The organism is Cellulosimicrobium sp. BMG9.22, from assembly GCF_059159975.1.
Genome location: NZ_JBZGBY010000007.1, coordinates 106071 through 128963, shown reverse-complemented (window position 1 = coordinate 128963; position 22893 = coordinate 106071). Strand labels below are relative to the sequence as shown.

18 protein-coding genes and 1 riboswitch are annotated in these 22893 nt (G+C 74.3%); of the genes, 9 read left to right on the top strand and 9 right to left on the bottom strand.

All coding sequences use genetic code 11. From position 1 onward, the window contains the following. Positions 1-7 precede the first annotated feature (7 nt). The 5 genes from secD to AC4H2H_RS07695 all read left to right on the top strand — a co-directional run bounded on the left by secD (position 8) and on the right by AC4H2H_RS07695 (position 7336). The gene (gene secD, locus AC4H2H_RS07715) at positions 8-2032 is read left to right on the top strand and encodes a protein translocase subunit SecD (RefSeq protein WP_494370212.1); all 2025 of its coding nucleotides are present in this window, start codon (positions 8-10) and stop codon (positions 2030-2032) included. Beyond that, on the top strand, positions 2032-3156 hold the full coding sequence (gene secF / locus AC4H2H_RS07710) for a protein translocase subunit SecF (RefSeq protein WP_494370211.1): 1125 nt from the start codon (positions 2032-2034) through the stop codon (positions 3154-3156). Before secD ends, secF begins: the two co-directional genes overlap by 1 nt. A 41-nt stretch (positions 3157-3197) precedes the next feature. After that, positions 3198-3761: an adenine phosphoribosyltransferase gene (locus tag AC4H2H_RS07705; RefSeq protein ID WP_494370244.1), complete on the top strand. Its 564-nt coding sequence runs from the start codon at positions 3198-3200 to the stop codon at positions 3759-3761. A 69-nt stretch (positions 3762-3830) separates the two neighbouring features. Next, positions 3831-6182 (top strand): RelA/SpoT family protein, encoded by a 2352-nt coding sequence (locus tag AC4H2H_RS07700; RefSeq protein WP_494370210.1) that lies wholly within the window; start codon positions 3831-3833, stop codon positions 6180-6182. Positions 6183-6229: 47 nt separating this feature from the next. Beyond that, the gene (locus AC4H2H_RS07695) at positions 6230-7336 is read left to right on the top strand and encodes an ATP-dependent DNA ligase (protein ID WP_494370209.1); all 1107 of its coding nucleotides are present in this window, start codon (positions 6230-6232) and stop codon (positions 7334-7336) included. Positions 7337-7366: 30 nt separating this feature from the next. Here the strand turns inward: AC4H2H_RS07695 and ligD are convergent, their stop codons facing one another. The 4 genes from ligD to AC4H2H_RS07675 form a co-directional block, all read right to left on the bottom strand. Continuing rightward, positions 7367-8443: a non-homologous end-joining DNA ligase gene (ligD, locus tag AC4H2H_RS07690; RefSeq protein WP_494370208.1), complete on the bottom strand. Its 1077-nt coding sequence runs from the start codon at positions 8441-8443 to the stop codon at positions 7367-7369. A gap of 10 nt (positions 8444-8453) precedes the next feature. Beyond that, complete coding sequence (locus tag AC4H2H_RS07685; RefSeq protein ID WP_494370207.1) at positions 8454-9098, bottom strand: hypothetical protein; 645 nt, start codon at positions 9096-9098, stop codon at positions 8454-8456. 99 nt (positions 9099-9197) lie between these two features. Next, on the bottom strand, positions 9198-11114 hold the full coding sequence (locus tag AC4H2H_RS07680) for a DUF349 domain-containing protein (protein WP_494370206.1): 1917 nt from the start codon (positions 11112-11114) through the stop codon (positions 9198-9200). Further along, positions 11111-11863: a peptidylprolyl isomerase gene (locus AC4H2H_RS07675; RefSeq protein WP_494370205.1), complete on the bottom strand. Its 753-nt coding sequence runs from the start codon at positions 11861-11863 to the stop codon at positions 11111-11113. The genes AC4H2H_RS07680 and AC4H2H_RS07675 overlap by 4 nt, the downstream gene beginning before the upstream one ends. A 201-nt stretch (positions 11864-12064) precedes the next feature. On the opposite strand from AC4H2H_RS07675, the gene AC4H2H_RS07670 reads away from it, so the two are divergent. From AC4H2H_RS07670 to AC4H2H_RS07660, 3 genes are all read left to right on the top strand, one after another. After that, positions 12065-12853, top strand: coding sequence for an MBL fold metallo-hydrolase (locus tag AC4H2H_RS07670; protein WP_494370204.1), 789 nt, complete (start codon positions 12065-12067; stop codon positions 12851-12853). Between the two features lie 67 nt (positions 12854-12920). Next, entirely contained in the window at positions 12921-14321 is a 1401-nt protein-coding gene (gene hisS, locus AC4H2H_RS07665) for a histidine--tRNA ligase (protein WP_494370203.1), read from the top strand. Positions 14322-14384: 63 nt separating this feature from the next. Beyond that, positions 14385-15065 (top strand): M23 family metallopeptidase, encoded by a 681-nt coding sequence (locus AC4H2H_RS07660; RefSeq protein WP_494370202.1) that lies wholly within the window; start codon positions 14385-14387, stop codon positions 15063-15065. On the opposite strand, the gene AC4H2H_RS07655 is transcribed toward AC4H2H_RS07660, so the two are convergent. From AC4H2H_RS07655 to AC4H2H_RS07645, 3 genes are read right to left on the bottom strand one after another with little or no spacing between them, the layout of a single operon-like run. Beyond that, entirely contained in the window at positions 15055-15840 is a 786-nt protein-coding gene (locus tag AC4H2H_RS07655; protein WP_494370201.1) for an energy-coupling factor transporter transmembrane component T family protein, read from the bottom strand. The genes AC4H2H_RS07660 and AC4H2H_RS07655 overlap by 11 nt on opposite strands. After that, positions 15837-17648 carry an ABC transporter ATP-binding protein gene (locus AC4H2H_RS07650; RefSeq protein WP_494370200.1) on the bottom strand — a complete coding sequence of 604 codons (1812 nt, stop codon included), beginning with the start codon at positions 17646-17648 and terminating at the stop codon, positions 15837-15839. The genes AC4H2H_RS07655 and AC4H2H_RS07650 overlap by 4 nt, the downstream gene beginning before the upstream one ends. Then, positions 17641-18303, bottom strand: coding sequence for an ECF transporter S component (locus AC4H2H_RS07645; RefSeq protein WP_494370199.1), 663 nt, complete (start codon positions 18301-18303; stop codon positions 17641-17643). Before AC4H2H_RS07645 ends, AC4H2H_RS07650 begins: the two co-directional genes overlap by 8 nt. Positions 18304-18413: 110 nt before the next feature. Then, a riboswitch (TPP riboswitch) is annotated at positions 18414-18533 on the bottom strand. A gap of 119 nt (positions 18534-18652) precedes the next feature. On the opposite strand from AC4H2H_RS07645, the gene AC4H2H_RS07640 reads away from it, so the two are divergent. Next, complete coding sequence (locus tag AC4H2H_RS07640; protein WP_494370198.1) at positions 18653-20290, top strand: Rv2578c family radical SAM protein; 1638 nt, start codon at positions 18653-18655, stop codon at positions 20288-20290. A gap of 91 nt (positions 20291-20381) precedes the next feature. On the opposite strand, the gene AC4H2H_RS07635 is transcribed toward AC4H2H_RS07640, so the two are convergent. Both AC4H2H_RS07635 and AC4H2H_RS07630 read right to left on the bottom strand, forming a co-directional pair. Further along, positions 20382-20849 carry a PPOX class F420-dependent oxidoreductase gene (locus AC4H2H_RS07635; RefSeq protein WP_494370197.1) on the bottom strand — a complete coding sequence of 156 codons (468 nt, stop codon included), beginning with the start codon at positions 20847-20849 and terminating at the stop codon, positions 20382-20384. 82 nt (positions 20850-20931) lie between these two features. Beyond that, entirely contained in the window at positions 20932-22878 is a 1947-nt protein-coding gene (locus tag AC4H2H_RS07630; protein ID WP_494370196.1) for a sigma-70 family RNA polymerase sigma factor, read from the bottom strand. Between the last annotated feature and the right edge of the window lie 15 nt (positions 22879-22893).

The following is a 22893-nucleotide window of genomic DNA, read 5'->3' as shown; positions in this document are numbered from 1 at the left end:
CAGACAGTTGGCCAACTCCAGCACGCGCCGTTCCAGGCCCGTCCGGACGATCGTCCTGTTCCTGATCCTGTTCATCGTCGTCCCGTTCGGTGCGCTCGTGGCAGGAACCCAGCTCGACGGACGCTCCACGGACAACCCCGACGGCGCCTCGTTCGCCCCCGCTCTCGCCCTCGACCTCGAGGGCGGGACGCAGATCGTCCTGAAGCCCGTGACGGAGGACGACTCCGAGGTCACGCCCGAGACGATCAACCAGGCGATCAACGTCATCCGCCAGCGCATCGACTCCTCCGGTGTCGCCGAGGCCGAGATCACGAGCCAGGGAAGCAGCAACATCGTCGTCGGCATCCCGGGCCAGCCGTCGCAGGAGACGATCGACCTCGTCAGCACCTCCGCGCAGATGCGGTTCCGACCGGTGCTCACCGTGGGGGCCCCGACCGCCACCGCCACCGAGGACGGGGCGGCGACCGAGGACGGCGCCGCGGAGGACCCGGCGGCCGAGGACGCTCCGGCGGCCACCGAGTCGGCGGACGCCACGACGGAGACGGAGACGGAGCCGGCCGCCGAGGGCACGGACACCGCGACCGAGGCCCCGGCCGACGACGCGACGACGGGCACCGAGGACGAGGCGACCACCCGCCCGGAGAACCCGAGCGACCTGACGCAGATCACGCCGGAGCTGCAGGCGCAGTTCGACGCGCTCGACTGCACGCTGCCGGAGAACCAGGTCGGCGGCGACAGCGGGCCCACGGACGCCGCCTTCGTCTCGTGCGCGGACGACGGCACGGCCAAGTACATCCTCGGCCCCGTCGAGATCGAGGGCACGGACATCTCGAACGCGAACTCCGGCCTGCGGTCGACGCCGAGCGGTGCCGTGACGAACGTGTGGGTCGTCAACATCGAGTTCGACTCCGAGGGCACGGCGAAGTTCCGCGAGGTCACGACGCGCCTCACGTCGCTGCCGGCCCCGCAGAACCAGTTCGCGATGGTGCTCGACGGGCTCGTCATCTCCGCGCCCGTGTCGCAGGTCGTCATCCCCGACGGCAAGGCCGAGATCTCGGGCACCTTCGACCGCGAGAGCGCGGCGACCCTCGCCAACCAGCTCAACTTCGGCGCGCTGCCCCTGACGTTCGAGGTGCAGAGCCAGGAGCAGATCTCCGCGACCCTCGGCAGCGAGCAGCTCCAGAAGGGGCTCATCGCCGGCGTCATCGGCCTCCTGCTGGTCTTCGTCTACTCGCTCTTCCAGTACCGGACGCTCGGACTCCTCACGATCGCCTCGCTCGTGGTCGCCGGCGTCATCACGTACGTCGCGATCGTCCTCCTCTCGTGGGGGATCGGGTACCGGCTGTCCCTCGCGGGCGTCGCCGGCCTCATCGTGGCGATCGGATTCACGGCTGACTCGTTCATCGTGTACTTCGAACGCATCAGGGACGAGCTCCGTGACGGCCGCACGCTGCAGCAGGCGGTCGCCAAGGGCTGGCTGCGCGCCCGGCGCACGATCCTCGCGGCCAAGGCCGTGAACCTGCTCTCCGCGATCGTGCTGTACTTCCTGGCCGTCGGTGGCGTCCAGGGCTTCGCCGTGACGCTCGGTCTGACGACGATCATCGACGTCGCCGTCGTCTTCTGGTTCACGCACCCGGTGATGGAGCTCCTGGCGCGCGTGCCGTTCTTCCGCGACGGCCACAGGTGGTCCGGCCTGTCGCCGGACCGGCTTCAGACCAGGGGTCCGCGCTACGTCGGCGCGGGGCGCGTGGTCGCGGGGAGGACGAGCGCGTCGCGCGACACCCAGGAGGCCCCCGTCGACGAGCCGGTCCCGGCGACGTCGTCGCCGAGCGAGGACGAGCTGGTGCTCGCCGGTTCCAGGGCCAGACCGCCGGTGACGACGGATGACGGACGTCGCCTGACCATCGCCGAGCGCCGCGCCGCCGAGCGCCGTGCCGCCGACCAGGCGACGGCCCCCGACGTGTCCGATGAGCCTGAGCCGCCCGCCGACGGACGCCCTGCGTCCCCTGGCGAGAACGAGGAGAACCGCTGATGGCCGGCCGTAGCTTTGCCCAGTGGGGCAACGACCTCTACACGGGGCGCAGGTCGTACCCGATCGTCCAGCGTCGGAAGCGCTGGTTCACCGTGGCGGGGATCCTCAGCCTGCTGTCGGTCGCCGTGCTCCTGATCCAGGGCCTCAACCTCGGCATCGACTTCCGCGGCGGCTCGGAGTTCACCGTCTCCGGTGTGACCACGAAGCAGCAGGAGCTCGCGGTCGAGGCCGTCCACTCCGTCGCTCCCGAGAGCGAGCCGCGCGTCTCGAGCGTCGGGGAGAACGCCCTGCGGGTGCAGACCGCCGAGCTGGAGGACGAGAACCAGGTCGACCAGGTTGCCGCCGCGCTCGCCGACGCCTACGGCGTCGACGTCGCCGACGTCACCAGCAACTTCGTCGGACCGACGTGGGGCAGCGACGTCTCGTCGCGCGCCCTGTGGGGCGTCGTCGTGTTCATCGCCCTCGTCGCCGTGTTCATGGCGATCTACTTCCGCGCCTGGCGCATGTCGCTCGCGGCCATCATCGCGCTGCTGGCCGACCTGCTGATCTCGGCCGGCGTCTATGCCGCGGTGGGCTGGGAGGTCACGCCGGGGACGATCATCGGCTTCCTCACGATCCTCGGGTACTCGCTGTACGACAAGGTCGTGGTGTTCGACAAGGTGCGGGAGAACACCGCGGGGGTGCTCGACCAGACGCGCAGCACCTATGCGGAGCGCGCGAACCTCGGTGTCAACCAGACGTTCGTCCGCTCGATCAACACGGGCGTCGTCGCGCTCCTGCCGGTGGCAGGCATCCTCTTCATCGGCGCGTTCGCGCTCGGCGCGGGGACGCTGCGGGACATCTCGCTGTCGCTGTTCGTGGGCATCGCGGTCGGTACGGCGTCGTCGATCTACCTCGCCACGCCCCTCGAGGTGTGGCTGCGCGAGAAGGAGCCGGCGATCGCCGAGCACACGCGCAAGGTCGAGGCGCTGCGTGCCGAGCGTCTCGCCGCGGCCACGGCGGACGGGGACGATGCGGCGGACGACGCCCAGCTCGCCGCGGCGGGTGTGGCGGCGGGCCACCGCCAGCTGCAGCCCGGCGCGCACCTGGGCAACAAGGCGCAGCCGCGCCGCCGTCGTCCGTGACGGGCGATCCTCACGGCGTCCCGGGCGGCGAGGTCGACGGCCTGCGTGCGGTCGGCCTCGCCGCTCTCGGCACCGAGCGTGCTGCCCGGGTGCTCGAGCTCGTCCGGGCCGTGCCCGACTATCCCGGGCCGGGCATCACCTTCCGTGACATCACGCCTCTGCTCGCGGACGGCGACGCCTTCCGCCACGTCGTCGACGCACTCGCCGAGGTCGCGCGCGCCACGGGCGGGGTGGACCTGGTCGCCGGCATGGAAGCGCGGGGCTTTCTTCTCGGAGCGCCGCTCGCGACCCACCTGGGCGTCGGGTTCGTGCCGCTGCGCAAGGCGGGCAAGCTGCCGCCGCCGACCGACGCGGTGACCTACGAGCTCGAGTACGGCACGGCGACCATCGAGCTGCGGACGGGAACACTGCCCCCCGGTGCGCGCGTTCTCGTGGTGGACGACGTGCTCGCGACCGGCGGCACGGCGGCGGCCGGTGCCGAGCTCGTCGAGCGGGGCGGCGGTGTCGTCGTGGGGCTGGCGTTCCTCATGGAGCTCGACGGCCTCGGCGGCCGCGCACGGCTCGTCGGCCGCGACGTGACCACGCTGGTGCACGTCGGGTCGTAGGATTGCCTCTCCGGTCGGCTCGTCGTCCGGTGGTCGACGACGGTCGGCGGCACTCGGGAGGAGGCGCGCATGAGCGAGAACACGCGGACGTCGCGCGCGCCCGGGAACCAGGCGCCGGGCGGGCAGCCCGCCGGCGGCCAGGGCGGCTCGGGGGGCCGGGGCGTGCGTTCCCGCCTGGTCCGGTTCGGCGCGCGGCCCAACGCCGGGAGTCCTGCGCTCGAGCCCGTGCTCCAGGCGGTGCGGACGAACCACCCGCGGACCGACCTCTCCGCGCTCGAGCGCGCGTACGCGACGGCGGAGCGCGCCCACCGGGGCCAGCTCCGCAAGAGCGGTGACCCCTACATCACGCACCCGGTCGCGGTCGCGACGATCCTGGCGGAGCTCGGCTTCGACGGGTCGACCCTCGCGGCGGCGCTCCTGCACGACACGGTCGAGGACACGGAGTACTCGCTCGACCAGCTGCGCGACGAGTACGGCGACGAGATCGCGATGCTCGTCGACGGCGTCACGAAGCTCGACAAGGTGACCTACGGCGACGCGGCGCAGGCCGAGACCGTGCGCAAGATGGTCGTCGCCATGGCGCGCGACATCCGCGTCCTGGTCATCAAGCTCGCCGACCGGCTGCACAACGCCCGCACCTGGAAGTACGTGTCGTCGTCCTCGGCCGGGCGCAAGGCGCGCGAGACGCTCGAGATCTACGCCCCGCTCGCGCACCGGCTGGGTATGAACACCATCAAGTGGGAGCTCGAGGACCTGTCGTTCCAGGCCCTGTACCCCAAGGTGTACGACGAGATCGTGCACCTGGTGGCCGAGCGGGCGCCCGCGCGCGAGGAGTACCTCGCCGTCGTGCGCGAGCAGGTCACGGCGGACCTGCGCAGCGCGAAGATCAAGGCGACGGTGACGGGCCGCCCCAAGCACTACTACTCGATCTACCAGAAGATGATCGTCCGCGGCCACGACTTCGCGGAGATCTACGACCTGGTCGGCACGCGTGTCCTCGTGGACACCGTCCGGGACTGCTACGCGGCGCTCGGTGCGCTGCACGCACGGTGGAACCCCGTCCCGGGGCGGTTCAAGGACTACATCGCGATGCCGAAGTTCAACATGTACCAGTCGCTGCACACGACGGTCATCGGCCCGGGCGGCAAGCCCGTGGAGATCCAGATCCGCACGCACGAGATGCACCGGCGTGCGGAGTACGGCGTCGCGGCGCACTGGAAGTACAAGGAGACCGCGAAGTCCGCTGCGAAGTCGGACAAGAGCGACACCACGAGCAACGACATGACCTGGCTCCGCCAGCTCGTCGACTGGCAGCGCGAGACGGCCGACCCCGCCGAGTTCCTCGAGTCGCTGCGCTTCGAGATCGGCGGCGCCGAGGTCTACGTCTTCACGCCCAAGGGCGACGTCATGGCCCTGCCCGCGGGATCGACGCCGGTCGACTTCGCCTACGCCGTGCACACCGAGGTCGGGCACCGCACGATGGGCGCGCGCGTGAACGGCCGCCTCGTGCCGCTGGACTCGACGCTCGAGAACGGCGACGCCGTCGACGTCCTCACCTCGAAGTCCGAGAACGCAGGACCGAGCCGCGACTGGCTCGCGTTCGTCAAGAGCCCCCGCGCACGCAACAAGATCCGCCAGTGGTTCTCCAAGGAGCGTCGCGAGGAGGCGGTCGAGCACGGCAAGGACGCGATCGCGAAGGCGATGCGCAAGCAGAACCTGCCGATCCAGCGGCTGCTGTCGCACGAGTCGCTCGTCGCGCTCGCCAACGAGCTGCGCTTCGCGGACGTCACGGCGCTGTACGCCGCGATCGGCGAGGGCCAGGTGTCGGCGGCGAACGTCGTCTCGAAGCTCGTGCAGGCGATGGGCGGCGAGGAGGGCACGGTCGAGGACGTCGCGGAGACGGCGCGCCCGGGTCACACCGCGCGCCGCGTCCGTACGGGTGACCCGGGCGTCATGGTCAAGGGCGTCGACGACATCTGGGTCAAGCTCGCCAAGTGCTGCACGCCGGTGCCCGGGGACGAGATCATCGGCTTCGTCACGCGCGGGCAGGGCGTGAGCGTGCACCGGGCGGACTGCGGCAACGTCGTCGGGCTGCGCAACCAGCCCGAGCGCATCGTCGACGTCACCTGGACCACGGGCAGCAACGCGATGTTCCTCGTGCAGATCCAGGTCGAGGCCCTCGACCGGGCCCGGCTGCTGTCCGACGTCACGCGGGTGCTGTCCGACAACCACGTGAACATCCTCTCGGCGACCGTGTCGACGTCGAACGACCGCGTCGCGTTGTCGCGGTTCGTCTTCGAGATGGCTGAGCCGGGTCATCTCGCGCAGGTGCTCAGCGCCGTGCGCAAGGTCGACGGCGTGTTCGACGTCTACCGCATCACCGGGTCGAAGGCCGCCGAGGCGCCACAGCTTCCGGTCTGACGGCGGGCCGGCGCGCAGCAGGGCGGTGCGGGTGGCAGCATCGGCACATGGACCTGCCCGTCGTGCCGCCCGTCCTGCCCATGCTCGCGAAGTCGGTCCCCGACGTCCCGGAGCCCGACGCGACGCCAGGCGGCTACGTGTACGAGCCGAAGTGGGACGGGTTCCGCACGATCGTCTACCGCGACGGGGACGAGGTGCGCCTCGACTCGCGCAACGCGCGACCGATGGAGCGCTACTTCCCCGAGGTCGTCGACGCCGTGCGGGAGGCCCTCCCGCCGCGCTGCGTGGTCGACGGCGAGATCGTCGTCGCGCAGGGTGGCCGGCTGGAGTTCGAGGTGCTGCAGCAGCGCATCCATCCCGCCGCGTCGCGCGTGCGGCTCCTCGCGGAGCAGACGCCCGCGAGCCTCGTCGTGTTCGACGTCCTGGCGCTCGACGACGAGGATCTCACCGGACAGCCGCTCGCGCGCCGTCAGGAAGCCCTCGACGTGCTCGGTCTCGACGGGCCGTGGGTGCACGCGACCCCGCGCACCCGGGACGTCGCCGTCGCGCGCGACTGGTTCGAGACCTTCGAGGGGGCCGGGCTCGACGGGGTCGTCGCGAAGCCGCTCGACGGCACGTATCAGCCGAACAAGCGCACCATGCTCAAGATCAAGCACGGGCGCGAGGCCGACGTTGTGCTCGCGGGCTACCGGCTGCACAAGACGTCGACGCCCGCGAAGCCGCTCCTCGGCTCCCTGCTCCTCGGCCTGTACGACGACGCGGCGCAGCTCCAGTTCGTGGGCGTCGCCGCGTCCTTCCCCGCCGCCCGCCGCGCCGCCCTCGTGACCGAGCTGGCCCCGCTCGTCGTCGAGCCAGGCACGCCCGCCGCCGACGAGCACCCGTGGTCGGGCTGGGAGAACCCGGCCGGCGAGCGCATGCCGGGCGCCGTCTCCCGGTGGAGCTCCGGCAAGGACCTGTCGTTCACGCCGCTGCGGCCCGAGCGGGTGCTCGAGGTCGCGTACGACCACATGGAGGGGTCGCGGTTCCGGCACACCGCGCAGTTCCGGCGCTGGCGCGACGACCGCGACCCGGGGTCGTGCACGTACGAGCAGCTGGAGGAGCCCGTGCGCTACGACCTCACGAGCATCCTGCCCGGAGCGCCCGGGGTCGGCTGAGGCCGCGGCAGGCGCGCCGACCCGCGCGGGCTACTCGCGGGAACGGTCCTTGTCCTTGCTGGGCTGCACGCGCTTCGGCTCGCCCGGCATCTTCGGGTACTCCGGCGGATAGGGCAGGTCGCCCAGTCCGTGCTCGGCCTCGTCCCGTCTCGACAGCTCGAGGGCGGGCTCCAGCGAGGCGCCCGGTTCGTCGCGGTCCGCGCGCAGGGGCGCGAAGAGATCGCCGACCTCGGCGAACCGGCCCGGCATGGACAGGACGTCGAAGTCGTCGGGGTGGACGTCGCCGAGCTCGTCCCAGCGCAGGGGAGCGGAGACGGTGGCGCGCTGGTTGGAGCGGATCGAGTACGCGGACGCGATCGTGCGGTCGCGCGCCATCTGGTTGTAGTCCACGAAGATCTTCGCGCCCCGCTCCTCCTTCCACCACTTCGTCGTGACCTGCTCGGGCAGGCGGCGCTCGAGCTCCCGGCCGATAGCGATCGTCGCGCGGCGGGCGGCCACGAAGTCCCACTCGGGCGAGATCGGGACGAAGACGTGGATCCCGCGCCCGCCCGACGTCTTCGGGTACCCCGGCAGGTCGAGCTCGTCGAGGACCTCGCGCAGGTGCGGGGCGACCCGCACCGCGTCGTCGAAGTCGGTGCCCGGTTGCGGGTCGAGGTCGATCCGGAGCTGGTCCACGGCCTCGACGTCCCCGCCGCGCACCGGCCACGGGTGGAACGTCAGCGTCCCGAGGTTCGCGGCCCACGCGACGACGGCCAGCTCGCTGGGGCACACCTCGTCGGCGGTGCGGCCGCTGGGGAACGCGATGCGTGCCGTCCGTACGTAGTCGGGTGCGCCCTTGGGGATGCGCTTCTGGTAGAACGCGTCGCCGCTGTTGTCGGTGCGTGTGCTCATGCGCGCACCCTCGAAGACTCCCTTGGGCCACCGTTCGAGCGTCGTCGGCCGGTCGACGAGCGCACCGAGGATCCCGTCCCCGACGCTCACGAAGTACTGCACGACGTCGAGCTTCGTCAGCCCCCGTGCGGGGAAGACGACGCGGTCCGGGCTGGTGACCCGGACGGTGCGGCCCTCGACCTCGAGCTCCACCGGAGGTGTCGTCGCTGCGGCCATGCGGTCCAACCTAGACCGGCTCGCGGTCCGCGGCGAGCAGGAGTCCCAGGGTCTGCCGGGCGACGTCGCGCCCGGGCCAGCGGTACCGCAGCTCCAGGGAGCGTGCGGCGGCCGCCAGGTCGAGGGCGCACGCGTCCCGGAGCCGGCGCAGCGTCACGAGCGCCTCCGCCCGCGGGCGGCGGGTCGCGACGTCGAGCGCGGTCCGCGTGACGCTCGTGACGAGCACCCCGGCGACGAGCTGCGTCTCGTCGCGCAGCACGTGCGCCTGGCGCGGTGCCCGGCCGACGAGGGGGGCCGGACGGTGCCGGCCCGGCGGGACGACGATGTCGAGCTGGCGTGGCCGAGCCGAGCCGCACAGGATCCAGGCGGCCGCGGCCCCGGCGACGACGGTCTGAGACGGCACGAGGTCACGTACCGCCAGCGCCCGGAGCGTCGAGGTGACCGGCACGCGTGCGGGTGCCCCGACGTCGTCCCAGAGCCGGACCAGCGCGCCACGGCGCACGAGGTCCTGGAAGGCCGCGGGTCCTCCGACCTCGGCCGGTCGGACGAGGAGACCCGGCTCCGGGTCCAGCGGGGGCACCACGTACCCCGGGACCGGCGCGGCGCCGGGGAAGTGGACAGGGGACCGGTCGGTGTGGAGGAGTGCGGTGCGCATCCCGACACGGTGCCGCACGACGCGCGCACGCGAAAGGGGCCGGCGCTCGTCTGTGGACGAGCACCGACCCCTCCGGGCGGAACCGACGGCGGCCCGTCGTCAGCCGCGCGAGTCCTCCGCCGCGCGCACGACCTGCTCGAGCCACGACCGGCGAGCCGCGAGCGAGCTCTCGAGGTCCGCGACGGCCCGCTTGTCGCCCTTCGCCCGGGCGGCGGCGAGGTCCGCCTCGAGCCCTTCGATCGCGGACTCGAGCTGGGCGGCTGCGCCCTCGGCGCGCGCCCGCGTCTCGGGGTTGGTCCGCGTCCACTGCGCCTGGTCCGCGTCACGGATCGCGTTCTCGACGGCACGCAGGCGCCCCTCGACCCGCTGCAGGTCGCCGCGCGGCACGCGCCCCGCCTCCTCCCAGCGTTCCTGGAGGTCACGCAGCGCGGCCTTGGCCGCCCCGAGGTCCTTGACCGGGAGCAGCGCCTCGGCCTCGGCGAGCAGCGCCTCCTTGACCTCGAGGTTTGCCGCGTACTCCGCGTCGGTGGCCGAGCTCGCCGCGTCGCGCGCCTGGAAGAACGTGTCCTGGGCGGCGCGGAACCGTGCCCACAGCGCGTCGTCGTCCTTGCGGCTCGCACGGCCGGCGGCCTTCCACTGGGCCATCAGGTCGCGGTAGGCACCCGCCGTGGGCCCCCAGTCGGTGCTGGAGGAGAGCGCCTCCGCCTCGGCGACGAGCTTCTGCTTCGCCTCCTTGGCGGCGCTGTTGCGCTGCTCGAGCTCGGCGAAGTAGTGCCGGCGCTCGCGGTCGAACGCGGTGCGCGCATGGCTGAAGCGCTTCCACAGCGCCTCTTCGCTCGTGCGGTCGATACGCGGGCCCGAGCGCTGCGCCTCCTTCCAGCGGTCGAGGAGGGTGCGCAGCTCCTCACCGGCGGGGCGCCACTGCATCCGGCTCGGGTCGGTCGCGGCGATCTGCTCCGCGGCCTCGATGATCTCCGTGCGAGCGGCGAGCGCCGACGCCTTGGCGGCAGCACGCTCCGCCTCGAGCTGCGACCGCCGCTCCGCGGCGACCGCCCTCAGCGCCTCGACCTGGGCGCGCAGGGCGTCGAGGTCGCCGACGGCGGACGGCTCGGCCGTCTCCTCGGCGAGGCGCGTGAGGGTCTGGTCGATCTCCTTGACGGACAGGTCCGTCCCGGACAGCCGCGCCTCGAAGAGCGCGACCTTCGCCTGGAGGTCGAGGTAGCGGCGGACGTAGAGCGTGAGCGCCTCGCCGGCCTCGACGCCGGGGAACTGCCCCACCGCGCGCTCTCCGGCGCTCTCCCGGACGTAGACCGTGCCGTCCTCGTCGACGCGCCCGAACTCGGCCGCGGCCTTGGCCGCCGCGGAGTCGTCCGCGAGCGCGGGGACGGCGGGCACGGCAGGGACGGCAGGCGCCTCAGCGGCGGCTGCCTGAGCGGTCGGTGCGGTCGGTGCGGGCTTGCGGGGCGGGTGCGGGATCGCCGAGGGCTTCGGGCGCGGAGCGGGGCGGGGAGTCGCGGCCGGCTTCGCAGCTGGCTCTGGCGCCGTCTCGGCCTCGGTCGGCTCGACGTCGTCGGAGGCCGGCTCCGGCGTAGCCTCCGCCGCGGTCGGCTCGACCTCGTCCGCGGTCGGCTCGACCTCGTCCGCTGCCGGCTCGGTCTCGGCAACTGCCTGCTCGGTCGCAGGCTCAGCTTCGGTCGTCTCAGTTTCGGTCGTCGCGGCCTCGTCGTCGTTCGGCGCGGGTTCCTCGGCCTCGTCGGCGGGGGGTGCCTGCTCCGGTGCCGCTTCGGCAGGTGCCTCCGGTGCCTCCGCTGCCTCGGCGGTGGGCTCGCCGGTGTCGCCCCCGCCGGTGTCGCCCCCGGCGGTGTCGGCCGTCGCTGCGTCCTCGGTGCTCTCGTCGACGGGCGGCGCGTCGACCGCCGCGGGCTCCACCTCGGTCGCCTCGACCCGTTCGGTCTCGCCCGCTCCCACGGGCTCCGCTGCCGGCGTGCTCGCCTGGTTCTCGGCGGGTTCGCTCACTGGGTCTCAACTCCTTCGATGGTGACCGGGGTGGCGGGGGATCCGTCGCCGGACCCGTCCGCGGTTCCCGCGTCAGCGACTGCCTGGACGACGTCCAGGCCGGACGTGATGGTGCCGAACACCGTGTAACCACCCGCCACGTCGGACGGGATGGTCGAGTCCTCGTAGACGAGGAAGAACTGGGAGCCCATCGACTCGGCGTTCCCGCCCTGGCGTGCCATGGCGACGGTGCCAGCGGGGTAGACGTCGTCCTCCGGGGCGTTCTCGATCGGGCCGAAGCTGTACCCGGGACCGCCGGTCCCCGTCCCCGTGGGGTCACCGCACTGGAGCACGGAGATGCCCTCCGTCGTGAGGCGGTGGCAGTCGGTGTCGTCGAAGTACCCGGACTCGGCCAGGGAGACGAAGCTCGCGACCGCCTGCGGTGCCGCGGCGCCGTCGAGGGTGAGCGTGACGTCGCCGGCGCTCGTGCTGAGCGTCGTGGTCCAGTCCCGGCCCTCCGCGGCCGACGCGGGGGGAAGCGTGTGCTCGCCCGGCTCCGCGCTCGAGCCGGGGTCGCCCCCCGGGTCGGTGCCCGGGGCCTGCGTGGCGGACAGCGCCCACCACACCGCGACGCCGATGACGACGAGGGCCAGGACGACGCCGACGATCGACCAGGTCCGCTGGCGCTTCGCGCGGAGCTGGGCGACGTGACGTTCCCACTTCTCCTCGCGGCGGCGCGCCTTCGCCCGCTCCTGACTCTTCGTCGACACCCCAGCTCCTTCGTCGAGCGCCGCGACGGCGCGCACGGTCGACCCCGGTGCGGCCGCGGTCGGTACGGCACAGTCTAGGCATCGAGAGCCCAGGCGACGGGTGGTTTCCCGCCGGGCAGGTCACGGTCCGGTATCGGTGGCCCCGGGCGGCAGGGCGGCGCACGGGCCTGCCGACCGGGTCCCCAGAGCTAGGCTCGCGCCGTGGACGCACTCACCGGCGCGGGGCCGGCAGCACCCGACGGGCACGACGGAGCCCGGCCCGACGTCGCTGTGCACGTGGTCGTCGCCCCGGTCTTCGGGACGAACTGCACGGTCGTGAGCGCCCGGGGCGGCGACTGCGTCGTCGTCGACGCCGGCGCCGGCGTGGCGGCCGACGTCGTCGCCCACGTCGAACGGAACGGGCTCGTCCCGCGCGCCGTGCTCGCGACGCACGGGCACGTCGACCACACGTGGGACGCGGCAGAGCTCGCGGAGCAGTTCGGCGTCGACGTCGTGCTGCACGCCGCGGACGCCTATCGTCTCGCCGACCCGTTCGGCACGATCGAGCACCGGCCCGCCTCCGCGGGCGACGCACGCGGGGCCCTCGTCTCGGGCCCGCTCGGTGCGGCGCTGCGCGAGGCGGGCGCACACCCCGAGGACTACCGCGAGCCCGCGTCGGTGCGCACGTTCGACGGTGGCGCCGGGGAGGGCGCGACGCTCATGTTCGGAGCGCTCCGGCTGCGCGCGCTGCCCGCGCCCGGTCACACGGAGGGGTCGACCCTCTACCTCGTCGGTGCGCCGAGGTCCGGGCTCGTGCTCAGCGGCGACGTGCTGTTCGCGGGATCGATCGGCCGCACGGACCTGCCCGGGGGAGACGGCGCGACGATGGCCAGGACGCTGCGCGACGTCGTCGGGCGCCTGGACCCGCGGTGGGACGTGCTCCCCGGGCACGGGCCCGCGACGACCGTCGCCCGCGAGCTCGCGACCAACCCGTTCCTCGCCCGCGCCTGAGCCGGCCCGGCCGGGCCGCGCCCGGACGATTCGGACCCGCGGCGCCCGTCTGGAAGGATCGTGAGCCATGGCCAGGCCCACACCCCTCTCAGGTTTCCCCGAATGGCTCCCCGACGGCCGGATCGTCGAGCAGCACGTCCTCGACACGCTGCGCCGGGTGTTCGAGCTGCACGGTTTCGGCGGGATCGAGACGCGCGCGGTCGAGCCGCTCGACCAGCTCCTGCGCAAGGGCGAGACCTCCAAGGAGGTCTACGTCCTCCGCCGCCTCCAGGAGGACGCCGAGGAGGCGGAGCCGCGGGCGGGCCGGGGCGACAAGCAGCTCGGCCTGCACTTCGACCTCACCGTCCCGTTCGCGCGCTACGTCCTCGAGAACGCCGGGCACCTCGCCTTCCCGTTCAAGCGCTACCAGATCCAGAAGGTGTGGCGCGGCGAGCGCCCCCAGGACGGCCGGTTCCGCGAGTTCGCCCAGGCGGACATCGACGTCGTCGGTGCCGGCGAGCTGCCGTACCACTACGAGGTCGAGCTCCCGCTCGTCATGGCGGAGGCGCTCGGCGCGCTGCGCGACATCGGCGTGCCCGAGGTGCGCGTGCTCGTCAACAACCGCCGTGTCGCGGAGGGCTTCTACCGCGGGCTCGGGATCGACGCCGTGGACGAGGTGCTGCGCCAGATCGACAAGCTGGACAAGATCGGGCCCGAGAAGGTCGCCGCGCTCCTCGTCGCGGAGGCCGGCGCGACGCCCGAGCAGGCGCAGGCGTGCCTGGCCCTCGCCGCGATCAGCGGGAGCGACACCGCGGTGATCGACCGTGTGCGGGCGCTCGCGGCCGAGCACGGTGTGGTGCACGACCTGCTCGAGACGGGGCTCGGCGAGCTCGGCGCCCTGATCGAGGCCGCGAGCACGCGTGCGCCCGGCGTCGTCGTGGCCGACCTGAAGATCGCGCGGGGCCTCGACTACTACACCGGCTCGGTCTACGAGACCGTGCTCGTCGGGCACGAGCAGCTCGGCTCGATCTGCTCGGGCGGCCGCTACGACACGCTCGCGTCCGACGGCGCGAACACCTACCCGGGCGTCGGCCTGTCGGTCGGCGTGTCCCGCCTGGTCTCGCGCCTGCTCTCCGCCGGCCTCGTGCGCGCCACGCGGTCGGTGCCGAGCGCCGTCGTCGTCGCGGTGGCGCGCGAGGAGTCGCGTCCGGCGTCCGACACCGTCGCCACGGCACTGCGCGCGCGCGGCATCCCCGTCGAGGTCGCGCCCGCGGCGGCGAAGTTCGGCAAGCAGATCCGCTACGCCGACCGTCGCGGCATCCCCTTCGTCTGGTTCCCGGGCACCTCCCCGGACACGGAGCAGGACGGCGAGCCGCGGCCCGACCAGGTCAAGGACATCCGTTCGGGCGAGCAGGTCGACGCCGACGCCGCGACGTGGTCGCCCCCGGCCGAGGACCTGTGGCCCCGGGTGGTCCCGGCGTCCGACTGACACGCACCTGACACGCACCTGACCAGCACCGCCGTCGGCGGCGCACCTACCGGAGGGAGCGGCATGGTCGACGCCGTCGAGCTGGCCCTGCCCTTCGCCGGGACGTGGCGTGTCGAGAACAGCCCGGCCCGCCGCGTCCCGAGCCACGGCACCCACCTGTTCGCGACGACCTACGCGATCGACTTCGTGGCGGTCCGGGGTCGTCGGACGGCGCCCGTGCGCGACTGGCGCACGGCGCTCGCGACCGAGCCCCCCGGGCGGTTCTACGCATTCGGGATACCGGTGCTCGCGCCCGCGTCCGGCACCGTGGTCGCGGTGCACGACGGCGAGCCCGACCACGAGGCCCGGCGCGCGCCGACGGCGCTGCTCGGGTACGCGCTCACGCAGGCGTCGCGCGCGCGAGCCGGGGCGAGCGGGCTGGCCGGCAACCACGTGGTCGTCGCCCTGGACCAGCAGGGCGCGTTCGTCGTGCTCGCCCACCTGAGGGACGGTTCCGTCGCGGTGCGCCCGGGGCAGCGGGTCGCGACGGGGGACGAGCTGGGCCGGTGCGGGAACTCGGGCAACTCGACGCAGCCGCACGTGCACGTCCAGGTCATGGACGGGCCGGACCCGACGGCGGCGCGCGGCGTGCCCCTGGCGTTCCGGGGGTACCGGGAGCACGTGCGCGGCGGGCGGGCGACCGACGTCGCGCTGGGCGTCCCGGCGGAGGGAGCGGTGGTCGAGCCGGTGACGCTCACGCGGTGAGGGCCCCGAGCCCGGTCACCCACCCGCCGAGCACGCCGGCGACGACCACCGCCGCCGCGACGGCGAGGACCGCCCCGGCGGCGACGACGTCGGCCGGGCCGAGGGGCACGGGTCGTGCCGTCGTGCGCGGTCCGGAGCCGAGCCCGCGCGACTCGAGCGCGACCGTGATGCGCTCGGCCCGCCGCACCGCTCCGACGAGGAGCCCGAACGCGGCAGCACCGAGGGCACGCGGCGAACGGGGCAGCCCGCCGGGCGTACGTCGCGGGTCGCGCACCGCCTGCGCGCACCGGATCGTGTGCCACGCGCCCGGCAGCTCGACGAGGAGGCGGTGCGCCGCGAGGACGGCGAACGTCCACGTCGCGGGCAGCCGCGCGTGCTGGTGCAGGCTCGTCATGAGGCGCACCGGGTCGGTCGCCAGGACGAGCGTGAGGGACAGGGCGCCGACGAACAGCGTGCGCAGCGCGAGCGCGGCGCCGATCGTCAGGCCGTCCGCGCCCACGGAGAGCGGGCCGATGCTCACGGGGTCGCCGCCGGGTCGCGTCACGACGTTGACGACGAGGAGACTCGTGGCGAACACCACGAACGGGACGTGCGCGAGCGCGAGCGTGCGCAGCGGCACCCGGCCGAGCGCGAGCAGCGCGACGAGCGTGATCACCCAGCCGATCGCGGGCGTGACCGGGTCGGTCACGAGCAGCGCGGCCGTGGAGAGTGCGAGCACGGTCGCGAGCTTCACGGTCGGGTTCCACCGCTCGAGGACCGTCGGCGGCGCGCTCACGACGTCGCTCCGACCGTGGGTCCGGTACTCGTCGGGGTACGCGCCGAGCGCGCGACGGCCGCGTCGAGCGCCCGCACGAGGGCGCCGGGGTCGACGCCGACGTGGCGCCCCGTCGTCGCCCACCACTCGAGCAGGGGCGGTCGCCGGAGCCGGGCGCGCGCGCCGAGGGCGTCGTCGCCCAGCACGGCGGTCGGCGTGCCGGTCGCGGCGATCGTCCCGTCGACGACGACGGCCACGCGGTCGGCGATCTCGGCCACCAGGGACAGGTCGTGCGTGACGAGGACGACCGCACCTCCGGCGTCGGCCCGCCCGCGCAGCGCCTGCGCCGTCGCGTGGGCCTGGGTGCGGTCGAGGCCGAACGTGGGCTCGTCCGCGAAAAGCACCGCCGGGTCGAGGACGACGGCCGTCGCGAGCGACAACCGGCGCTGCTCCCCGCCGGAGAGTCGGTACGGGTTGGCGTCCGCGAGCGCGGTCAGGCCGAGCGCGTCGAGCGTGCGCGCGACACGACCGTCGAGGCCGTCGAGGCGCGCGAGCCGCGCCGACCATGCGACCTCCTCGCGCACGGTGCGCGCGAGGAACTGGTGCTCGGGGTCCTGGAAGACCATCGCGACCGGGGCGTGGGGCGCGGTCGTGAGCTCGCCGCGCGTCCGTTCGAGCCCGGCGAGCCCGCGCAGCAGCGTCGACTTGCCGCCGCCGTTCGGGCCGACGACGGCGAGCACCTCGCCCGCGCGGACGTCGAGGTCGACGTCGCGCACCACCGGGGTCCCGCGGCGGCGCCCGCGCCCGAGGGCGCCTCCACGGTGGACCTCGAGGCCCCGGGCCCGGAGCGCGACGGGCCGGTCCTGGCCGTCCGCGACGGCGCGACGGCTCGCGTCGTCGGCGGGGTGGGGGCGCGCGAGGTCCGCCAGCCAGGCGTCGGTCTCGGGGACGCCGAGCGGGGCGGGGGCCCCCGCGGCGACGAGCCGGGAGGCCAGGGGGAGCCAGCAGCCGAGCGCCGTGAGCTCGGCCGCGTGCTCGTGCAGGACGACGTCCGTCGGGCCGTGCGCGACGACCCGGCCGTCGCGCCCGAGCACGAGGATCGACTCGGGCAGCGTCCCGAGATCGTCGAGGCGGTGCTCGACGAGCACGACGGCGCGTGCCCGGTCGCGCGCGTCGCGGGGTGTCCCCGGAGGGTCGGGCGGCACCACGCCGTCGGGCACCGGGTGCTCCGTGGTGAGCCCGGCGACGAGCGCCCCGACGTCGTGCGCCGCCGCGGGGTCGAGGAGCGCGGTGGGTTCGTCGAGCACGACGAGCCCGGGGTCGGCGACGAGCGCCGCGGCGAGCGCGACGCGCTGCGCCTCGCCGCCGGAGAGCGTGTGGGTCGCCCGGTCGTGCAGGTGGGCCGCGCCGACGGCCGCGAGCGCCGCCGCCGCGCGGGCGTCCATGGTCCGGGGGTCGGCCCCGCGGTTCTCGAGCGCGAACCGCAGCTCCTCGTCGACGCGCGCGAGGCAGAGCTGGTCGCCGGGGCGTTGCTGGACGAGTCCGACGCGTGCGGCGAGCACGGCGGGCGGCACGTCGCGCGGGTCGTGCCCCGCGACGTCGAGGTCGCCGGTGACGGTGCCGGGCAGGGTGTGCGGGACGATGCCTACCAGGGCCCGCAGGAGCGTCGACTTGCCGCACCCCGACGGGCCGAGGACGAGCAGCGCGGCGCCCGCGGGTACGGCGAGGTCGACGTCGTCCAGCACGGGTGCGGCGTCGTGCCCCAGGGCGACGGACAGGCCCCGCGCCCCGACGACGTCGTGCGGCACGGACGGCCGGTGCTCAGCCACGCCGCGCCGACCCGATCGCGAAGGCGTCCAGCGCGCCGGTGCGGGTGAGGGCGTCACCGAGGAGGCGGGCCGCGATCCCGCACAGCACGACGCACGAGACGACCTGGATCCCGAGGCGGAGCATCGCGTAGTCCTGCCCGAGCCAGCCGAAGCGCACGGCGTTGAACGCGAAGGTGACGAGCGCGGCGCTCACGCCCGAGGCGACGAAGACCCACCAGCCGAACCGCCGGTAGCGCGTGAGCGCGAACGGCAGCTCGGCTCCGACGCCCTGGACGAGCCCGACGAGGAGCAGCAGCGGACCGGCCGGGGAGGCGAGGAACACGACCTCGACCAGCGCGGCGAGCGTCTCCGCGAGGATCCCGACACCCGGCTTGCGCACGATGTACGTCGCGAGCGGTCCGACGACGATCCAGGCCCCGGCGAGCACGTTCGCGGCGAGGTCCGCGAGCGGTCCCATCACGAGCTGGAGCGGTGCCCAGAGCTGCACGAACGCCCAGTAGACGAACCCGAACACGACGCCCAGGACTGCGACGAGGACGGTCTCGTGCAGGCTGAGGCCGCGTCGTCGCGCACGGACCCGGGGAGCCGTCGCGGGTGCGGCGCCACCCGGTGACCTCGGTTCGCCGGTGCGCTGCTCGGTGGTGTGCTCGGTCATGCGGTTCCCTCCGTCGGGCCCCCGGGTCGAGGGGTGCACGACGGCGCGTCACCGGCCCGCCCACGCGTCCGGCCCGGCGCACGGGGCGCGCGGGCACGAGCGCGCAGGGGACGGTGACGTCGGCCCTGCTCCCTTCGCTGGTACGAACCAGATCAGGTTCCACGGGTCTGCAGGTGGGACGGTCGTCCTGCCTGCACTCTCAGCGCTCGTGCGCTCCCCGGGGGCGTTCGGCCCGACCCTAGGCCCTTCGTCGACCTGCGGACAATCACCGCGTCTCACGGAGCGGGACACCGCGGCGCGACAAGGCGGCGCCTTGACAGGCGGGTCGAACACCTGTTCGACTGTGCGCGTGCGGTGGGACGGACAAGCGATCGACGCGGACGACGGCGCGCTCCCGGGACTGGAGCGCGCAGGGCTCGTGCGCAGCGTGCGCACGCCCGAGTTCGCGGGGATCACGTTCCACGAGGTGACGGCGAAGAGCGCGCTGTCGAAGGTGCCCGCGATGTCCCGCATGCCGTTCCGCTGGACGGTCAACCCGTACCGGGGATGCAGCCACGCGTGCTCCTACTGCCTCGCACCGGAGACCCCGGTGCTCCTGGCCGACGGCACCCAGCGCCCGATCGGGGATCTGAGCGTCGGCGACGAGATCGTGGGGACAGCGCCCCACGGGGCGTACCGCCGGTACGTGCGCACCCGGGTGCTCGACCGCTGGACCACCCGCAAGCGCGCCTACCGCGTCGGCCTCGCGGACGGCACCCGGCTCGTCGCGAGCGGCGACCACCGGTTCCTCACCCAGCGGGGCTGGCGGCACGTCGTCGGCGGCGCCGGCCACCGGGCGCACCTGGCCCTCGGGGACGTCCTCGTCGGTCCCGGTGCCGGGGCGCTCGCGGACGGGGGCGTGGCGCTCGACGGGCGCGACGTGACCGGGGACGACGCGCTCCGCGTCGAGTCGCTGGAGGCACTCGGCGGGCCGGGGGAGGAGACCGAGCTCGTCGACATCACCACCGGGACGCGCGACTTCGTCGCCGCAGGCGTCGTGAGCCACAACTGCTTCGCGCGGCCCACGCACCAGTACCTCGACCTCGACGCGGGCGACGACTTCGACCGCGAGGTGGTCGTCAAGGTCAACGTCGACGAGGTGCTGCGCGCCGAGCTCGCCCGCGCCTCGTGGGGGCGCGAGGCCGTCGCGCTCGGGACGAACACCGACCCGTACCAGCGTGCCGAGGGTCGCTACCGGCTCATGCCCGGCATCATCGACGCGCTCGCGGGCTCCGGCACGCCGTTGTCCGTCCTCACCAAGGGCACGCTCCTGCGCCGGGACCTGCCGCTGCTCGCCGACGCGGCGTCGCGGGTCGAGGTCGGCATCGGCGTCTCGCTCGCGCTGCTCGACCCCGCGCTCCAGGCGAGCGTCGAGCCCGGCACGCCCTCGCCGCGCGCGCGGCTCGACCTGATCCGCGCGGTCCGCGACGCGGGTCTGCCGTGCGGCGTCATGGTCGCGCCCGTGCTGCCCTGGCTCACCGACTCGACGCGCGCGCTCACGGATCTTCTCGACGCCGTGAAGGACGCGGGCGCGACGGGCGTCACGGTCCTGCCCCTGCACCTCAAGCCCGGCACGCGCGAGTGGTACATGGGCTGGCTCGCGCGCGAGCACCCGCAGCTCGTCCCCGGCTACGAGCGCGTCTACGCCCGCGGCGCCTACGCGTCGAAGCAGTACCGGTCATGGCTGTGGGACCGCGTCCGCCCGATGCTCGAGCAGCGCGGCTTCGCCGTCTCCGGCCACCGCGGCCCGGCCGGCGTCGAGGGCCGGTACCGGCGCGGTGAGCTGGGCGGCCTCGACGGCACGGGCCCGCCGGTCGACGGCGCGTACCCGGCAGGCAGCCTCCCCGAGGACGACGGGCGCGTCGAGGGCGGGGCGCTCGCGGGCATGCCGGTCGACGGCGCCGGACTTGACGTCGTCGGCGGGGGAGTGGAGCAGGTCCTGTTCTGACCGGTGACGGGCCGCGTCAGCCGGGCGAGCGCACGTCCGTCACCGCGACGCGCGCCGGGTCCGTCGTGCGGCCGACCCGTGGCGACGACCGTCAGCGGTCGGCCAGCCGCGCCGGGAAACCGCCGGTCGCGACCGGGCCCCAGCGGGTGATCGTCAGGCGGACGAGCGACTTGCCCTGCGCCACCATCGCCTCGCGGTACTCGTCCCAGTCAGGGTGCTCGCCACTGATCGAGCGGTAGTACTCCACGAGCGGCTCGATCGAGTCGGGCAGGTCGATCACCTCTGCGGTGCCGTCGACCTGGACCCAGGCGTCGCCGAAGTCGGCACCGAGCGAGAGCAGGGACGCCTGCGGGCGTCGGCGCAGGTTCACGGCCTTCGCGCGCTCGGGGTACGTCGACACGACGACGCGGCCCTCGGAGTCGACCCCGTAGGTGACAGGGCTGAGCTGCGGGGTGCCGTCGCGGCGGGTCGTGACGAGGATCCCGTCGTGGCGCGAGCGCAGGAACTCCTCGAGCTCGGCACGCTCGACGGTGCGGTTGGTGGCGATGCTGCGGGCCAACGGGCTGCCTCCTCGTGCGGCCGGGACGGTACCCGCCGACCCTATCCCCGTCCGGCCGTGCGACCGGTACCGTCGCGCCCCGTCAGGGCGCGGCCTCGAACGCGCGGCCCGCCGGCGTCGCCACCGGACCCGAACCGTAGAGCCCCGACCGCAACGGGCCGTCCTCCGCGGGCAGCCCGAACCACGCGTAGCGGTGGACGTACTCGAGCCCCGCGAGCATGCGCGTCGCCTCGGCGAGGAACGCCGCCTGCTCCTCGTCGCTCGCGTGCCGCACACCCTGCGAGAAGTCGATGAGCGCGAACTCGGTGAGCCAGACGGGCTTGCCGTACCGCGCGTGGACCGCCTCGAGGTAGCGCCGCAGCTGGTCGGTCGCCCGCGCCGCGTCGAAGTCGCCGCCGTACCAGTGCAGGGTGACGAAGTCGACGCGGTACCCGCGCTCGTCCGCGGCGCGCAGGAACCGGTCGAGCCACCCGTCCGGAGCGTCCGCGCCCCACGCGACCGCCGGGCTGCCGAGCACCTGACCGGTCGACTCGAGCCGGGGCCACAGCTCGAGCGCCTCCTCGACGCTCATCTCGGCCTGGCCGCCGAGGTCGGGCTCGTTGAACCCCAGCAGGTAGCGGCCCTGACCGGCGGCGCGCGCGAGGTTCTCGTCCGTCACGTGGTCCCGGCCCCAGATCATCGGCACGAACTCCACCCCGGAACCGGCACCCGGCCCCGGGTCCGTGCCCCACGTGTAGTACCAGGCGGCTCCCGACGCCGTGAGAGCCGGGGCGGCGTCGCCGAACTCCCACACCGCGGCACCCTTCTTGCCGGACGGCGCGGCGGGCGGTGCGGCGACGGTGTCAGGCGTCGCCTCGGCCGGCGCGTCCGCCGCGACGGCCGGCGCGCTCACGGTCGGGGGCGGCTCGACCTCGACGACCGGCTCCGGAGGCGTCGAGGGACGGGCGTCCGGGGTGGGCGCCTGCGACGGCGTCCCCGTCGTCGACGACGCCGTCGGGAGCGACGCGGCCACGGTGGGCTCGGTGGTCGCGCCCCCGAGCGAGAGCGTCGCGACGACCGCGACCGTCACGGCGGCGCCCACGGCGACCGCGACGAGCGACCCCGAGAGGCGGGGACGGGACCACGGGCCACGCAACAGCCGTGGGCGCGCGCCAGCACGAACGACGGGCAGCAGCTCGCCGTGCTCCGCCGGCACGGGCGGTCCCGACGTCGCCGGCTCTGCTCCGACCTGGCCCGGGGGGAGCGAGCGGAGCGCGGCCGACAGGGCCGCGGGCGGCACGAGGAGGGGCAACCCCGCGAGCAGGCGCTCGGACGACGTCCCCTCGGCACCGCCGCAGCGCGCGCACCCGAGCACGTGCCGCGCGAACCGCTTGCGCCACAACGGGCTCGGACGACCGTCCCAGCGGCGCGCGACCTCCGCCAGCCCGTCGCACCGTGGGCTCGCGTCGAGGGCGACGACGATCGCACGTCCCGTCGCGAGGCGCTCGCGCAGGCGCTGCACCCGCACGGCGGCGTGCCGCCGGTCGACGCCGAGGGACTCGGCGAGCTCGGCCCGCGTGAGCTCGCCGCTCGACTCGAGCCACCACAGCGCGAGCACGTCGCGGTCACGAGGATCCAGCCAGCGCGTCGCCTGGGCGAGCACGCGCCGCTCGCCGTCGAGGAAGAGCCGGTCGATCGTCGTCGCGACGAAGTCGGCCGCCGGGTCCACGGCGAGCTCGACCGCCGACAGGTCGGCGTGCCGCTCACGCTCGACCTTCCGCCGCCGCATCCAGTCCCGCACCTGACGCACCGTGATCGCCAGCATCCATGACCGGAACGACTGCGCGCGCTCCAACGAGCCGATACCATGCACCACCCGCAGGACTGACTCCTGCACCACGTCGTCCGTGTCAGGGTGCCCGTCGAGAGCACGCCCGACGACGTTGTACACCAGGGGGAGGGACTGCGCGACGAGGCGGTCGAGCGCCGCCCGGTCACCGGACCGTGCGGCGAGGACCACCTCGACCGGGACGTCCTGGGTGGGTCGCATGGAACTCGTCTCCTT

What these genes read in the sequence shown, in the direction of transcription:
- secF (WP_494370211.1), top strand. Translation starts at nt 2,032, where the DNA reads ATGGCCGGCCGTAGCTTTGCCCAGTGGGGCAACGACCTCTACACGGGG.
- hisS (WP_494370203.1), top strand. Translation starts at nt 12,921, where the DNA reads ATGGCCAGGCCCACACCCCTCTCAGGTTTCCCCGAATGGCTCCCCGAC.
- ligD (WP_494370208.1), bottom strand. Translation starts at nt 8,443, where the DNA reads ATGGCCGCAGCGACGACACCTCCGGTGGAGCTCGAGGTCGAGGGCCGC.
- AC4H2H_RS07700 (WP_494370210.1), top strand. Translation starts at nt 3,831, where the DNA reads ATGAGCGAGAACACGCGGACGTCGCGCGCGCCCGGGAACCAGGCGCCG.
- AC4H2H_RS07695 (WP_494370209.1), top strand. Translation starts at nt 6,230, where the DNA reads ATGGACCTGCCCGTCGTGCCGCCCGTCCTGCCCATGCTCGCGAAGTCG.
- AC4H2H_RS07660 (WP_494370202.1), top strand. Translation starts at nt 14,385, where the DNA reads ATGGTCGACGCCGTCGAGCTGGCCCTGCCCTTCGCCGGGACGTGGCGT.
- AC4H2H_RS07630 (WP_494370196.1), bottom strand. Translation starts at nt 22,878, where the DNA reads ATGCGACCCACCCAGGACGTCCCGGTCGAGGTGGTCCTCGCCGCACGG.
- AC4H2H_RS07645 (WP_494370199.1), bottom strand. Translation starts at nt 18,303, where the DNA reads ATGACCGAGCACACCACCGAGCAGCGCACCGGCGAACCGAGGTCACCG.
- AC4H2H_RS07685 (WP_494370207.1), bottom strand. Translation starts at nt 9,098, where the DNA reads ATGCGCACCGCACTCCTCCACACCGACCGGTCCCCTGTCCACTTCCCC.